The organism is uncultured Capnocytophaga sp. (assembly GCF_937936315.1).
GTDB lineage: Bacteria > Bacteroidota > Bacteroidia > Flavobacteriales > Flavobacteriaceae > Capnocytophaga.
In genome coordinates this window covers 24,900-38,500 of record NZ_CALGWU010000032.1, presented here as the reverse complement: position 1 = coordinate 38,500, position 13,601 = coordinate 24,900, and the positions used below count along the sequence as shown (strand labels likewise).

General features: G+C 34.7%; 15 protein-coding genes. 9 read left to right on the top strand and 6 right to left on the bottom strand.

Annotated features, from left to right (window positions below; translation table 11 throughout):
- Nucleotides 1–6: 6 nt before the first annotated feature.
- The 6 genes from recN to Q0162_RS05855 all read right to left on the bottom strand — a co-directional run bounded on the left by recN (nt 7) and on the right by Q0162_RS05855 (nt 6,516).
- Nucleotides 7–1,665, bottom strand: a complete 1,659-nt coding sequence (gene recN / locus Q0162_RS05880; protein ID WP_297890330.1) for a DNA repair protein RecN — start codon at nt 1,663–1,665, stop codon at nt 7–9.
- A 5-nt stretch (nt 1,666–1,670) separates the two neighbouring features.
- The gene (locus tag Q0162_RS05875) at nt 1,671–2,552 is read right to left on the bottom strand and encodes a DUF4835 family protein (protein WP_297890328.1); all 882 of its coding nucleotides are present in this window, start codon (nt 2,550–2,552) and stop codon (nt 1,671–1,673) included.
- A gap of 10 nt (nt 2,553–2,562) precedes the next feature.
- Entirely contained in the window at nt 2,563–3,687 is a 1,125-nt protein-coding gene (gene ribB / locus Q0162_RS05870) for a 3,4-dihydroxy-2-butanone-4-phosphate synthase (protein ID WP_297890326.1), read from the bottom strand.
- 22 nt (nt 3,688–3,709) lie between these two features.
- Nucleotides 3,710–4,255: a hypothetical protein gene (locus tag Q0162_RS05865; protein ID WP_297890324.1), complete on the bottom strand. Its 546-nt coding sequence runs from the start codon at nt 4,253–4,255 to the stop codon at nt 3,710–3,712.
- Nucleotides 4,255–5,805 carry a helicase HerA-like domain-containing protein gene (locus Q0162_RS05860; RefSeq protein WP_297890322.1) on the bottom strand — a complete coding sequence of 517 codons (1,551 nt, stop codon included), beginning with the start codon at nt 5,803–5,805 and terminating at the stop codon, nt 4,255–4,257. Before Q0162_RS05860 ends, Q0162_RS05865 begins: the two co-directional genes overlap by 1 nt.
- Nucleotides 5,806–5,874: 69 nt before the next feature.
- The gene (locus Q0162_RS05855; protein ID WP_297890320.1) at nt 5,875–6,516 is read right to left on the bottom strand and encodes an O-methyltransferase; all 642 of its coding nucleotides are present in this window, start codon (nt 6,514–6,516) and stop codon (nt 5,875–5,877) included.
- A 77-nt stretch (nt 6,517–6,593) separates the two neighbouring features.
- On the opposite strand from Q0162_RS05855, the gene pncA reads away from it, so the two are divergent.
- The 9 genes from pncA to speB all read left to right on the top strand — a co-directional run bounded on the left by pncA (nt 6,594) and on the right by speB (nt 13,599).
- Entirely contained in the window at nt 6,594–7,130 is a 537-nt protein-coding gene (pncA, locus tag Q0162_RS05850; RefSeq protein ID WP_297890318.1) for a bifunctional nicotinamidase/pyrazinamidase, read from the top strand.
- Between the two features lie 3 nt (nt 7,131–7,133).
- Entirely contained in the window at nt 7,134–7,508 is a 375-nt protein-coding gene (locus Q0162_RS05845) for a hypothetical protein (protein ID WP_297890316.1), read from the top strand.
- A gap of 17 nt (nt 7,509–7,525) precedes the next feature.
- Nucleotides 7,526–8,878: a peptidase M14 gene (locus Q0162_RS05840; protein ID WP_297890314.1), complete on the top strand. Its 1,353-nt coding sequence runs from the start codon at nt 7,526–7,528 to the stop codon at nt 8,876–8,878.
- A gap of 8 nt (nt 8,879–8,886) precedes the next feature.
- Nucleotides 8,887–9,150, top strand: a complete 264-nt coding sequence (locus tag Q0162_RS05835; protein WP_297890312.1) for a hypothetical protein — start codon at nt 8,887–8,889, stop codon at nt 9,148–9,150.
- 31 nt (nt 9,151–9,181) lie between these two features.
- Nucleotides 9,182–10,006 (top strand): endonuclease/exonuclease/phosphatase family protein, encoded by an 825-nt coding sequence (locus tag Q0162_RS05830; RefSeq protein ID WP_297890310.1) that lies wholly within the window; start codon nt 9,182–9,184, stop codon nt 10,004–10,006.
- A 14-nt stretch (nt 10,007–10,020) separates the two neighbouring features.
- Nucleotides 10,021–11,211 carry a pyridoxal phosphate-dependent aminotransferase gene (locus tag Q0162_RS05825; RefSeq protein WP_297890308.1) on the top strand — a complete coding sequence of 397 codons (1,191 nt, stop codon included), beginning with the start codon at nt 10,021–10,023 and terminating at the stop codon, nt 11,209–11,211.
- An 85-nt stretch (nt 11,212–11,296) separates the two neighbouring features.
- Nucleotides 11,297–12,202 carry a YitT family protein gene (locus Q0162_RS05820; RefSeq protein WP_297890306.1) on the top strand — a complete coding sequence of 302 codons (906 nt, stop codon included), beginning with the start codon at nt 11,297–11,299 and terminating at the stop codon, nt 12,200–12,202.
- Between the two features lie 55 nt (nt 12,203–12,257).
- Entirely contained in the window at nt 12,258–12,626 is a 369-nt protein-coding gene (locus Q0162_RS05815; protein ID WP_040361118.1) for a DUF4293 domain-containing protein, read from the top strand.
- Between the two features lie 100 nt (nt 12,627–12,726).
- Complete coding sequence (speB, locus tag Q0162_RS05810; protein WP_297890302.1) at nt 12,727–13,599, top strand: agmatinase; 873 nt, start codon at nt 12,727–12,729, stop codon at nt 13,597–13,599.
- Nucleotides 13,600–13,601 lie beyond the last annotated feature (2 nt).

The window sequence follows — 13,601 nt, the reverse complement described above, 5'->3', positions numbered from 1 at the left end:
ATTAAATCATCCCTTTTTTAATAGTTCTATTGCGTGGTTTCGTGCTGAAACTCCACTATTTTTACCTTCTAACATTTCTGATAGTTCAGTAATACGTTCTTCTTCAGTGAGTAATTTCAAATGTGTGGTAGTCTTACCATTCTTATCTTCTTTAAATACTTTAAAATGATAATTCCCTTTAGCAGCTATTTGCGGTAAGTGAGTAATTGCAAATACTTGTCGGTTTTTACTCATTGTTTTCATTATATCACCCATTTTCTGAGAAATTTCTCCAGACACTCCTGTATCTATTTCGTCAAACATTATAGTAGGCAAGGCAGTATGCTCTGCCATTATAGCTTTTACTGCTAACATTATACGTGAGAGTTCTCCTCCTGAAGCTACTTTTTTCAAAGTACCAAAATCTCCACCTTTATTAGCTGAAAAAAGGAATGATAACTCATCATTGCCATTAGTAAAGAAACTATCAGTAGTTTTGAGCTCTATAGCAAATTTACCATTTGGCATACCTAATTCGTGCATAAAGTGTGTGAGTTTCTTATCTAAAGCAGGAATTACCTTTTCACGTGCTTTGTGAATCTCGGTAGCTTTTTCTAGAGTAGCAACCCTTTGGGCTTCTACTGCTTTTTGTTGCTGATTGAGATCTATATCTACACTTTCAGTTTTAGATACTGCTTCTTCTAATTCCTTCTGAATTTTAATGAGTTCAGCAATTGTTGTTACTTTGTGTTTCTTTTGGAGTGCGTATATTTTGTTGAGTTGAGCCGATATTTCTTCTAAACTCTCAGGATCAGTTTCTATATTTTCGTCTATATAGGCTATTTCACTGTTCAAATCTTCGAGTTCTAAAAATGCAGATTCTATACGTTCATAGAGCTCTCTGTATTGCTGCTTGTATTCTGTAAGATTAGAAAATGCACGCTTGAGTTCACGTAAGTTATTGAGTATCCCTACTTCCTCATCATTGAGCAACTGTATACTTTCTGTTACACTTTCTTTTATATCTTCTATATTTGAAGCTTCTTGATAACTCTCTTCTAATTCCTCTAGAATGCCTTCTTCTAATGTGACTGATTTAAATTCTTTTAGTTGGTGCAAATTATAATCATATTCCTTAGTTGCATTTTTTTGAAATTCGATAAGTTCTTGTAATTTTTTCTGTTCCTTCTTTAATAATTGATGAAGCTGTGAATATGCTATAAGAAGTGATTGATCATCAGCCATAGCATCAATAATTTCAAACTGAAAAGAAGTATCACTCAAGGCTAAAGTTTGATGTTGAGAGTGAATATCTACTAAAAGTTGTCCTAAACGAGAAAGTACTTCTAAAGTAGCAGGGACATCATTTATGAAAGCTCTTGATTTACCTGAAGGGAGTATCTCTCTACGGATAATTGTCTGTGAATCGTAATCAAGATCTAATTCGTTAAACAACGATTGAAAACTATATTTTTGTAGTGAAAATTCTGCTTCTATTACACATTTTTCTTCTTTATTACGAAGGGAAGCCATATCGGCACGTTTTCCTAAAATAAGAGAGAGAGCATCAAGCATAATTGATTTTCCCGAACCTGTTTCACCAGTAATTATAATAAAACCTTCAGGAAAATCTACTTTCAAGTCATCTATAAGAGCATAGTTTTTTATAGAAAGTGATGTGAGCATAGTCGTTATTTAATTTCTCCCCATTTAGTGTTTTGAGTTGGGGCTAATTTTTGTAAGGTTTCTTTTAGTTTTTTAGTATCTACCATTGCCCCTCCTGCAAAAATAGCTGTAATCTCATCAGTTTTTGCATTGAAAAAGAGCGTCATTGCATAAGAATTAAGGCGAAGACTTGGTATTCTATCTAATAACAAGATAGCATTCTGGATTGTTTCTTTAGCTTGTTTTTCATTAGAACTCATTTGGTCTAAACCTAAGCGGTGATATTGATATAGAGTTTTGTGGTAATCATCATAATTCTCAGAAATGAGTTCGTTTATAAGTGAAAAACGATTATTTCTACCATTATCTATCCATCCTTCGTAGCCACTATTTTGTCCTAAATTAGCAATCTGTTTGGCTTTGATAAAATAAGGATACCCTCCTTTTTCTGAAAAAGTATCAGCATCAAAGCCTAATAACAAATAAGCATAGTAAGCAACTACTGAAGTAAGATTAGACTCAAAAGTACTTTCATTAAATGAAAGTGGTGCAAATTCTTGATATTCAAAAGATACTTCTTTATCTTGCAAGTTAAAAATAGGTGATTGATAAGCACTATTATACACAGGTCGTGACGATTGTACCAAAAGAGTAGCCTCATAACGTGTATTTTCAAACTTAGTAATCACCAATGTAAAACTACAACGCAATCGCTCGTTTTCACGCACCTTTATATCTGTCCATCGCGTTTGATTGATAAACTCTTGCAATGACTTTTCTAAAGTTTTGAATACTGAACGATTGCTCAAATTCACTTGCTGTGTATTTACTGTTACTATAGCATTAAGCTCTTGTGAATGAGCAAAAACACAACTGAATAATCCAAAAAAGAATAGTATTTTTTTCATCAATTTGTTTTTAATAAGGAATTTCTTCCGTGATTTCAAGTCCGTAGCCTGACATACCTACATAATTTGAAGCATTTTTAGAATTGCTAAGCAATCGCAATTTGCGAATACCTAAATCATTGAGTATTTGAGCTCCCATACCTATATCTTTAGTGTCTTTATCTATTTGAGGTAGAGGATTTCCTTTTTGATTTTCTTTCATTTGAGCAATATGTTGTAATAGGTTCTGAGAATACCCTTCTTTATTGATTACAATTACAGCACCTTTGCCTTCCTCGTTTATTTTTTTAAAGATACGTTCTAATGGATTATCTTTATCACCAGCTAAGACTTCTAAAATGTCATTGCTAATAAACGAAGCGTGTACACGAGTGAGAACAGCTTCATCGTTTTTCCAAGTACCTTTTGTAAATGCCAAATGGATTTGTTTGTTAGTAGTTTGCTCATAAGCACGTAAGCGAAATTCTCCATAAGGAGTTTGTAATAAGAAGTCTTCTTTTTTTACCACTAAAGTATCCTTACGCATACGATAGGCAATGAGGTCTTCTATAGATATGATTTTAAGGTCAAAATTTTTAGCTACTTCTACCAATTGAGGCAAGCGAGCCATCGTACCATCTTCATTTAGTATTTCTACTAAAATACCTGCAGGATAAAGTCCTGCTATACGTGTGAGGTCTATAGCAGCTTCAGTGTGTCCTGAACGGCGTAACACACCTCCTTGTTTAGCACGGAGTGGAAATATATGTCCAGGGCGTCCTAAATCAAATGGTTTAGTTTCAGGATTTACTAGTGCTTGGATAGTTTTAGCCCTATCGAAAGCCGAAATACCTGTAGTACAGCCATTTCCTTTTAAATCTACTGATACAGTGAACTGAGTTTCGTGTAGTACAGTATTGTTCTGCACCATCATCGGTAGGTCTAATTCTGCACATCTTTTTTCAGTAAGTGGTGCACATACTAATCCGCGACCGTGAGTAATCATAAAGTTAATCATTTCTGGAGTTACTTTCTCAGCGGCTGCTATAAAGTCTCCTTCATTTTCACGGTTTTCATCATCTACTACAATGATTACTTTTCCTTTTTTTATATCCTCTACAGCTTCTTCTATGCTGTTTAGTTTAAAATTATTCATTTTTTTTATATAATATATAACTTTAAAAGTTGATAGTGATATGTTTAATTTTAGCGCCCTCTTCTATATCATCCTTAGAGATATTATCAGTAAGACTGAAAGCAGTTTTGATTGCAGTTTTATCGAATGTAAAATAGAAATTTTGACCTTTAGGAGTAACAAGCACACTACTGATAGAGGGTTGTATTTCTAAATCAGAATATTTATCCTTCACATCTTTAAAAGTACTCTCTAACGATATACCTTTTTCGGTAATATACAAAGGAGAGAGTACTAATACACTCTCTATCACTTCTACGCCTTTTTCATTGGTAGTAGGAGTGATTTCAAGAAGTTCTTTTCCTTCTTTACTAAAGATTGTAATGCGCTCAGAACTCGCATAACGCAACTCTCCTTCCACATTAGAATTTACAATTGAATCTTTAGCAAAAATAGAATCTAATTTTTGTATAGGTGTATTTTTTTGAAGTACCCCTATGCTGTTATTGGTAATCAGAAAATTATTTTTGTTGTTGTTACAAGCGATAAGCCCGACCAAGGCTATAGTGGTGATGATAAACTTTTTCATTATTTCTTAATAATTTTATTCAATATTCCTAATACACCTCGTATAAAAGTAGCACTAGTTACCATTTTTATTAATGGATTTTGTCCTGAGCGTTTTGCTGGAGCTTTAGCATTGTTGTTAGATGATGTTTTTTCTACTTTTTCTGCCCTATCAGCCTCTTCTTTCGCTGCTTTTTGCTTTTGTTCTTCCTCATTAACTTCTTCAATTTTTTTATTGAGTAACTCATAAGCACTTTCACGATCGATAACTTCGTTGTATTTACGTACTAATTCAGAGTTATTTACAAGGTTTTCTATTTCGGTATCGGTAAGTATATCCATTCTACTCATAGGAGCACGCATCATTGTGGCTACCAAAGGTGTAGGGATTCCTTTTTCGTTTAATGCCGTCACTAAAGCCTCTCCCGTACCAAGTGTTGTAAGAGTTTCTGTAGTGTCGTAAAATTCTGATGAAGGATAATTTTCAGCGATTAGCTTAATAGCTTTACGATCTTTAGCTGTGAATGCACGAAGTGAGTGTTGCACTTTCATACCTAACTGTGAGAGCACTGCATCAGGTATATCTGTTGGATTTTGAGTACAAAATATCAATCCTACGCCCTTAGAACGTATGAGTTTTACAATATTTTCTAATTGGTTTAGGAGAGTTTTTGAGGCTTCGTTGAAGATAAGATGTGCTTCATCTATAAAGATAACCAATTTTGGTTTCTCCATATCACCTACTTCTGGGAAAGTAGTGTATATTTCAGCCAACAGACTCAACATAAAGGTAGAGAACATCTTAGGACGATCTTGTATATCAGTAAGTCTAATGATATTCACATAGCCTTCACCTTGGCTATTTGTACGCAACAAATCTTGGGGCTCAAAACTACGTTCTCCAAAGAAGAGCTCTGCACCTTGATGTTCTAACTCTACTAATTTACGTAGGATTGCACTAGTAGAGGTTTTAGAGATAGAACCATATTCTTTTTCAAAACTCGTTTTACCCTCTTCAGTAGCATATTGAAGAATTTTTTTAAGATCTTTAAGATCTAGAAGAGGTAATGCGTGATCATCACAATATTTAAAAACAACCGCAAGAACGCCCTCTTGTATATCACTTAGATCCAAAATGCGCGAGAGCAATACAGCTCCAAATTCTGAAATGGTAGCACGCATACGCACTCCTTTCTGGTTTGAAATGGTGAGTAATTCAGTAGGAAATGCTTGTGGTTGAAAGTCTAATCCTATTTTACCTAATCGTTCTAAAATAAAAGGTTTTACTTCACCCGATGCTGCAATTCCACTGAGATCACCTTTCAGGTCCATTAAAAGTACTGGAACGCCTTTTTTAGAAAGATTTTCAGCAATTACTTGTAATGTTTTAGTTTTTCCTGTACCTGTAGCTCCTGCAATAAGCCCGTGGCGGTTTAAAGTTTTTAAAGGTAGTTTTACTAAAGCATTTTCAATAGGTTGCCCTTCATATACTGCTCCACCTAAAGTGATAGCATCGCCTTTAAAAGTATAGCTGTTGGTAATGGTTTCTTTGAAAGATTCTATATTAGTCATTTCGTTTAGTTATCTAAAGTGTTTCAAGCGACAAAGATACATACTTTTATCGAAATATACAAATTTCTCTTATTTTACTCTTGATACTGTAATGCCGTCACGAATAGGCAATAACACTGTCTCTACCCGTGAATCATCTTTTAACTTCTGATTATATATCATTAGTGCTTGAGTATGCTTATCGTTGTGTTTTACTTCTTCTACGACCTTACCACTCCACAACACATTATCCGAAAGAATGATGCCTCCTCGGTTCATTTTTTCGATAACCAAATCAAAATAAAGACTGTAGTTTTGCTTATCAGCATCAATAAAAACAAGGTCGAAAGTAGTGTTGAGAGTAGGAATAATATCGGCAGCTTTACCGAGATGTTGTACTATTTGACTTCCATAGCCACTACGATCAAAAAATTCACGTTGCAAGTCGATAAGTTCTTCTTTGATATCAATAGTATGTAATACCCCATTAGCTGGTAATCCTTCTGCCAAGCAAAGAGTGGCATAGCCTGTATAAGTACCTATTTCCAAAATAACATTAGGCTGTACTAACTTAGATAACAAACTGAGAAAACGCCCTTGTAAATGCCCACTAATCATTCGCGGTTGAAGTACAGTAAGGTGTGTACGTTTACTGAGCTCTTGCAATAAAATAGGCTCATTATCAGTATGTTCATTGGCATAATTTTCTAAATCTTCTGATAAAAAGTGCATTAGCGAAATATTTTTTAGGGCAAAGATAGTAATAATATTAGAAAATATTGTAATTTTGGGCGCAAATTCACAACAATATGAAAGCACTTATTATCATTGATGTACAAAATGACTTTATGCCTACAGGATCTTTACCTGTGAAAGAAGGAGATCAAATTATACCTTTTATCAATGCAGAAATGCAGAAAGGTTATGACCTTGTGGTTGCTACTCAGGATTGGCACCCTACTACCCATAAAAGTTTTGCAAGTCAGCATAAGGGTAAAAAGCCTTTTGATGTAATTCAGTTAAATGGTATAGAACAAATATTGTGGCCAGATCATTGTGTGCAAGGGACTTTTGGTGCTCAACTACATAAAGACCTCGACATAAGACCTATTTCAGCCATTTTTAGAAAAGGAATGAACCCCGAAATAGATAGTTACAGTGCTTTTTTCGACAATAACAAACTTAATAATACAGGGTTGCACGGCTTTTTGCAGGACAAAGGTATTACAGAACTCGTATTTTGTGGTTTAGCAGGTGATTTTTGTGTGGCTTATAGTGCCAATGATGCTAAAGCCTTGGGCTACAAAGTAAGTTTGTTTGACAAAGGAATAAGATCTATTAATTAAGAAATGGCTCAAATAATTTCATATCAGAGAGAAGGTGCAACTGTATATGTACAAAAAGGTGCTGAATGTGACCCTTCTTTGCTAGATAAACCAAGAATATGGATAGACTTTAATACCCCTTGGGAGGATTTATATTTTTTATCACAAGCTGATATAAAAACAGATTCTAATGGCAATGAAATAAGTTTGAAAGAAGGAATGCAAGTTTCTGTTTTTGATTTTGACTCTGATAAAAATAATAATCCAGATAATCTATTAGCTGATGGTATTGTAGTTTTGAATGAAACAGGAACATATACCAATACAAAATGGCTTATAAAAATACTTCCTAATGAAAAATATGGGAAATACTATTGGGTATCAGATACTGAAAAGTAAAAAATGAATTGTATAAAATGAAATATATCACCTACATACTATCAGCCTTACTCCTCGCAAGTTGCGAAACTCCTTTTTTTTCATCACCTGAGAAATATGAAACTCCTTTTGAAAATAAAGATGGTTTAAAAAGCTCTTCGTATGAGGAAGTGATTGATTATTACAAACAACTTTCGCAAGACTTTGCTTCTATATCTTTCAAAACAATGGGACAAACTGACAATGGTGTACCCTTACATTTGGTGATATACAGCCCTGATGCTGAATTTAACTTCAATAAATACCGCAAAGAACGAACTATTATCTTCATCAACAATGCAGTTCACGGCAATGAACCTGACGGTGTGGACGCTACGATGTTGCTTTTCCGTAATTTAGCCCAGAATGAAATCAAACTTTCTGGGAATGTGATGGTAGTAACCATTCCTGCCTATAATATAGTAGGAATGCAAGAAAATAGGAAAGAGAGTGCTGCCCATTATAATTTAGACAACGATTTTGTAAAAGCTGATGTAGAAAATACTTTATCTTTCGCTAAAATCTTTCAAGAAGTACAACCCGATATTTTTATAGACAACCAAGTAAGCCGAAAAGAAGAATATCAATATACACTTAGCTACTCGTTTTCTGATAAACAAAAATTAGGATCTTTCCTAAGTGGTTATATTGACAATGTGTTAGAACCACACCTTGCAGATCCCCTCTTGAACCGAAGTGATATTTTCAAAAAAGATACGTTCCACAAACCTTTTCGACGTTTAATTGTTGATGAAACTATCGGTAGAGCAAACAATTCTATTGGCTATGCTTCACTTTGGAATTGTATAGGTGTTCGCTTGAATACTCACATATTTCAATCATATAAACAACGCGTAGAAGCTAACTATGAAACTATGAAAACTATTATAGAAGTTGCCGACGCTGATAATCAGTACATTAAACAACTAAAAATAAAACAAGCTCAGACTGATGCTAAAGAAGTATCGCCTGAATACTACATAATCCCCAAAGCGTGGCAACAAGTAATTGCACGACTCAACGCTCACAATATAGAAATGAAAGAGCTCACAAAAGATACTTTGATGAATGTAAATTATTATCAAATAGAAGACTTTAAGACTATAACACATCCATTTGAAGGGCATTATTTACATTTTGACACCCAAGTGAGTAATCATAAAGAAAAAATGCAGTTTTACAAAGGTGATTATGTGATACCTACTTCACAATTTGCCAAACGATATTTGTTAGAAACCTTGGAACCTACTGCTGCTGATTCTTTCTTCAACTGGAACTTTTTTGATAGTATTTTTGGAGAAGGAGTACAAGAAGAAAATAAAATTATTTATCCAATTTACCGAAAAGAGTAATGTGTATTATGAAGAACATAATTAATTATTTTATCTTCTTATGTTGTATCTTACTGATTTCTTCTTGCAAACAAAAATCTAAAGAAGAAACCTCAGAAAAGGAACTGTCTACCTCTATTTCTGATACCATTTCTCAAAAAGAACAACTTTCCTGTGAAGAATGGCTTACAAAAGTGATGCGCTCTTCAAATTTTATTCCTTTAGCTGAAGTATCTATTGCCGATTGCTATCTCTATATAGATGAAGCGGAGTTAGATAATGCTCCAGATTAATAAAATACAACCTTTAAAATATCTGACTTATATGAAACAATTATTATTTATTTTATGTATTTTACCCGCTCTTACTGTAGCACAAAACTTAAGCGTAATGACTTATAACATTCGCTATGACAACAACTACGATGGTATAAACTCTTGGACAGAAGGCAATAGAAAAGAAAAGGTATTTACCATTATCAATGATGCAAATCCTGATATCTTTGGGGTACAAGAAGCCTTAGCTCATCAGCTTAAATTCTTGGAAGAGCGTTTTCCTACCTATCAGCGTGAAGGTGTGGGACGTGATGATGGTAAAGAAGCTGGTGAACATTCAGCTATCTTCTTCAAAAAAAATCGTTTTGTCTTACTTGATAAAGGTAACTTTTGGCTCTCTCAAACACCTGATGTCCCTTCCTTAGGTTGGGATGCTACTTGCTGTAATCGCATCTGTTCTTGGGTGAAACTCAAAGACAAGAAAACAACCTTTTGGGTATTCAATCTTCATTTTGACCACGAAGGCAAAGTAGCTCAAATACAAAGTGCTGACTTGGTTTTACAAAAAATCAAAGAAATTGCCAAAAATGGAAAAGTTATTTTAATGGGTGACTTCAATCTCCCTACAGAACATCCTGCTGTACAAAAGATAGCAACACAGCTGTATGATACTCAGTTATCTCCCACTAACAAAACTCCTAATATGGGTACTTTCAATGCCTTTAAAACCGATGAGCCACTGAAAGGACATATAGATTTCATTTTTACAGAAAAATCTATTAAAGTCAAACAATACAAAATTATAGAAACCCGCATTGATGCTCTCTATCCCTCTGACCACTTACCTGTATGGGTACAATTACAACTAAAATAAAATAACAAAACGATATGAAACAGTATTTATCCGACCGTATCAACGCTATGGAAGTTTCAGCTACCTTAGGAATGGCAGCTAAAACACGAGAACTCAAAGCTGAAGGCAAGGATATCATCGGTCTTAGCTTAGGTGAACCTGATTTTGATATTCCTGATTTTATAAAAGAGGCTGCTATTGAGGCTATACAGCAAAATTACAGCAAATACACACCTATTGACGGGTATTTAGAGCTGAGAGAGGCAATTTGTGAGAAGTTCAAACGAGACAACAACCTCAGTTACAAACCTTCACAAATTGTAGTTTCTACGGGAGCTAAACAATGCTTGGCAAATGTAGCCTTGGCGATGCTCAACCCTGGAGATGAGGTGATATTTCCTGCACCTTATTGGGTGAGTTATAAAGAAATAGCTAAAATGGCAGGAGGTGTTCCAATAAAGGTTCACACAACCATTGAGAATAACTTCAAAATAACTCCTGCTCAGTTAGAAGCTGCTATTACTCCTAAAACTAAAATGGTATGGTTCAATACCCCTTGTAACCCCAGTGGTTCTATCTACAGCAAAGACGAATTAGAAGCCCTTGCTGTAGTACTTAGGAAACATCCTCATATTTTCATCCTTTCTGACGAAATTTATGAATACATCAACTTCACCAATGAGAGAATAACTAGTGTTGCTGAAATTAATGGTCTTTATGAACGTACTATTACGGTAAATGGAATGTCTAAAGCGTTTGCAATGACAGGCTGGCGTATAGGTTATATGGGAGCCCCCGAATGGATTGCCAAAGCTTGTGCTAAAGTACAAGGACAAGTAACGAGTGGTACTAATGCCATAGCGCAACGAGCTTCTATTGCGGCTTTAAAAGCTCCTAAGAGTAAAATACAATATATGGTAGATGAGTTCAAACGTCGGAGAGACTTAGTATTAGAACTTTTAAATGAGATTGAAGGCTTTAAACTCAACATACCTGAAGGAGCTTTCTATGTTTTCCCAGATATATCATCTTTCTTTGGTAAAACCTTAAGAGGACGCATTATAAACAATGCTTCTGATTTTTCTTTATATCTATTAGAAGAGGCAATGGTAGCTACTGTTACAGGAGAAGCTTTTGGAGATGCTAATTGCATTCGTTTCTCGTATGCAGCTTCTGAGAAAGATTTGCGAGAAGCTATCCGTCGTATCAAAGAAAGTTTGCAATAATTTTGTTTGGCAATTCAATGAAAAGTATTACTTTTGCGCCGTTTCTTAAAAATAAGAACATTTATTCTTTTAAATTCTTACATCAATGGCTATATCAGAGAGTAGAACTATTAAATACTTAAAATCTTTTTATCTAAGAGATTACCTTACTATATTTGTAGGGTTAGTATCTTACGCTGTGGGTATTACAGGCTTTATAATGCCTAATGGGATAGTAACAGGAGGTTTAGCAGGTATCTGCCTTATCTTAAATTACAAATTAGGATTAGATTTTGCTATTACCTATTGGACAATTAACATCTCCCTATTATTAATAGGTTTTAAGGCAGTGAGCAAACAGTTCACTTACCGAACTTTCATCTCCATATCTATTTTATCAGGATTGATTTGGGCAGGGAAAGAGTATTTAATGCCTTACTTTTTGGAACACCCCCCTTTGAGTGGTGATTTTCTTTCTGTAATTATGGGTGGTTTACTCTGTGGTACAGGTTTAGGTTTAGTATATTCGGCTAACGGAAGTACTGGCGGTACTGATATTATAGGATTTATACTCACTAAATATTGGAATATGAGTATTGCACGCATTCTCTTGGTAGTGGATGTGTGTATTGTATTATCCTCTTTCTTCATTTTAGAGCGCCACGACAATTCAATTGAAAAAACTGTTTATGGACTTATCCTTCTTCCATTGATGTGGCAAATGGTTGAAATTGTTATCAATGGGGCAAGACAATCAGTGCAGTTATTTATATTTTCAAAACACTACGATGAAATTGCAAACCATATCAATAGTGAACTCAAGCGTGGTTGTACTATTATTGATGGTATTGGTTGGTACTCTAAATCTTCACAGAAAATAGTGATTGTAATTGCTCGTAGAACAGAAGCTACTTCTATTTTCCGCTTAGTACGTACTATAGACCCTTCAGCGTTTGTAACCAAAACAAATGTTATGGGAGTTTATGGTAATGGCTTTGATAAATTGAAATAATTTTTCCTATTTTCAAGAAAAGTAGTATATTTGCCCACTGAAAAAACAATAACAAATGATTCAGAGAATACAAACAGTTTATATGCTGATAGTTGCAATAGTAGCAGGTCTTCCCGTTCTTTTTGGGTTAGATTGGATCAGAACGATAGTCTTTGCTCTTTCAGCTGTATTAGCTATCTATAGCATATTTAAATATAAGAAAAGAAGTGTTCAGCAGTGGCTCAACTGGCTGAATATACTTATAAATTTTACTTTACTAGGAATATTTGTATATCGAATGCTAAACTCACCTGGAGAAAGCTTTATTTCTGAGAAAGGTGTTGGGGTTTTCGCACCCGTGCTTTCTATCGTTTTTTTGTTTATGGCCAACAAGGCTATCAGACGGGACGAGAAGCTCGTAAAATCTGCAGACCGATTGCGATAGACCTATAATCTTAGTAGTGTTGTGCGTTAAAAAAATCCTAAGTATATAAACTTAGGATTTTTTTATTACCTTTGCACTTTATTCGCTAAATATATAAACAATGAAAAGAACGTATGCTGGAATTCCAGAGGAAAATGCTACACTGGAAAATGCCAAAGTAATGTTAGTAACAGTACCTTATGATGGTACATCTACTTGGGGCAAAGGAGCTGACAAAGGTCCTGAATTATTTTTAGATGCCTCAGAAAATATGGAGTTATACGATATTGAAACTGATACTGAACCTTACCTCAATGGAGTGTACTTAGCAGGTGAAGTAACTGAAAATAGTTCGCCTGAAGCAATGACACAAGCCGTTTATGAAAAGACCCAAGAACTATTGAAGCACGAAGATAAGCTCTTTACTCTTTTTGGTGGGGAACACTCTGTGTCTATTGGTTCAATACGAGCTGTAGGTGAGAAATATGAAAAGCTCACAGTTTTGCAACTTGATGCCCATACTGATTTGCGTCCTGAATATCATGGTTCTACTTCTAATCACGCTTGTGCTGTGTTTGAAGCGAACCAAAAGCACAAATTGGTACAAGTAGGTATCCGCTCAATGGATGCAGAAGAAAAACAATATTTGCCTAAAGGTCGTGTGTTCTTTGCTCACGAAATTGCTAAAAATAACAATTGGATAGATGATGTATTAGACAAAGTATCTGGTAATCTATATATCACTATTGACTTAGATGCTTTTGATCCAGCAATAGCACCTTCAACAGGAACTCCTGAACCAGGTGGTTTACAATGGTATCCTACGCTCAAACTCTTGCGTAAAGTGTTTAAAAAATGTAATGTAGTAGCATTTGATATTGTAGAACTAATGGATAGTCCGCAAGCAAAACCAACAGCTTTTTTAGCTGCAAAACTCTATTACAAAATGTTAGCTTATTATTTTAAATATAACAAGAAAAAAGGTGTCTCATAACG

Excerpts from the sequence above, each read along its gene's own strand:
- Q0162_RS05845 (WP_297890316.1), top strand. The coding sequence starts at position 7,134 with ATGGCTCAAATAATTTCATATCAGAGAGAAGGTGCAACTGTATATGTA.
- recN (WP_297890330.1), bottom strand. The coding sequence starts at position 1,665 with ATGCTCACATCACTTTCTATAAAAAACTATGCTCTTATAGATGACTTG.
- Q0162_RS05835 (WP_297890312.1), top strand. The coding sequence starts at position 8,887 with ATGAAGAACATAATTAATTATTTTATCTTCTTATGTTGTATCTTACTG.
- Q0162_RS05825 (WP_297890308.1), top strand. The coding sequence starts at position 10,021 with ATGAAACAGTATTTATCCGACCGTATCAACGCTATGGAAGTTTCAGCT.
- Q0162_RS05815 (WP_040361118.1), top strand. The coding sequence starts at position 12,258 with ATGATTCAGAGAATACAAACAGTTTATATGCTGATAGTTGCAATAGTA.
- Q0162_RS05865 (WP_297890324.1), bottom strand. The coding sequence starts at position 4,255 with ATGAAAAAGTTTATCATCACCACTATAGCCTTGGTCGGGCTTATCGCT.
- Q0162_RS05860 (WP_297890322.1), bottom strand. The coding sequence starts at position 5,805 with ATGACTAATATAGAATCTTTCAAAGAAACCATTACCAACAGCTATACT.
- speB (WP_297890302.1), top strand. The coding sequence starts at position 12,727 with ATGAAAAGAACGTATGCTGGAATTCCAGAGGAAAATGCTACACTGGAA.
- ribB (WP_297890326.1), bottom strand. The coding sequence starts at position 3,687 with ATGAATAATTTTAAACTAAACAGCATAGAAGAAGCTGTAGAGGATATA.
- Q0162_RS05840 (WP_297890314.1), top strand. The coding sequence starts at position 7,526 with ATGAAATATATCACCTACATACTATCAGCCTTACTCCTCGCAAGTTGC.
- Q0162_RS05820 (WP_297890306.1), top strand. The coding sequence starts at position 11,297 with ATGGCTATATCAGAGAGTAGAACTATTAAATACTTAAAATCTTTTTAT.
- Q0162_RS05875 (WP_297890328.1), bottom strand. The coding sequence starts at position 2,552 with ATGAAAAAAATACTATTCTTTTTTGGATTATTCAGTTGTGTTTTTGCT.
- Q0162_RS05830 (WP_297890310.1), top strand. The coding sequence starts at position 9,182 with ATGAAACAATTATTATTTATTTTATGTATTTTACCCGCTCTTACTGTA.
- Q0162_RS05855 (WP_297890320.1), bottom strand. The coding sequence starts at position 6,516 with ATGCACTTTTTATCAGAAGATTTAGAAAATTATGCCAATGAACATACT.
- pncA (WP_297890318.1), top strand. The coding sequence starts at position 6,594 with ATGAAAGCACTTATTATCATTGATGTACAAAATGACTTTATGCCTACA.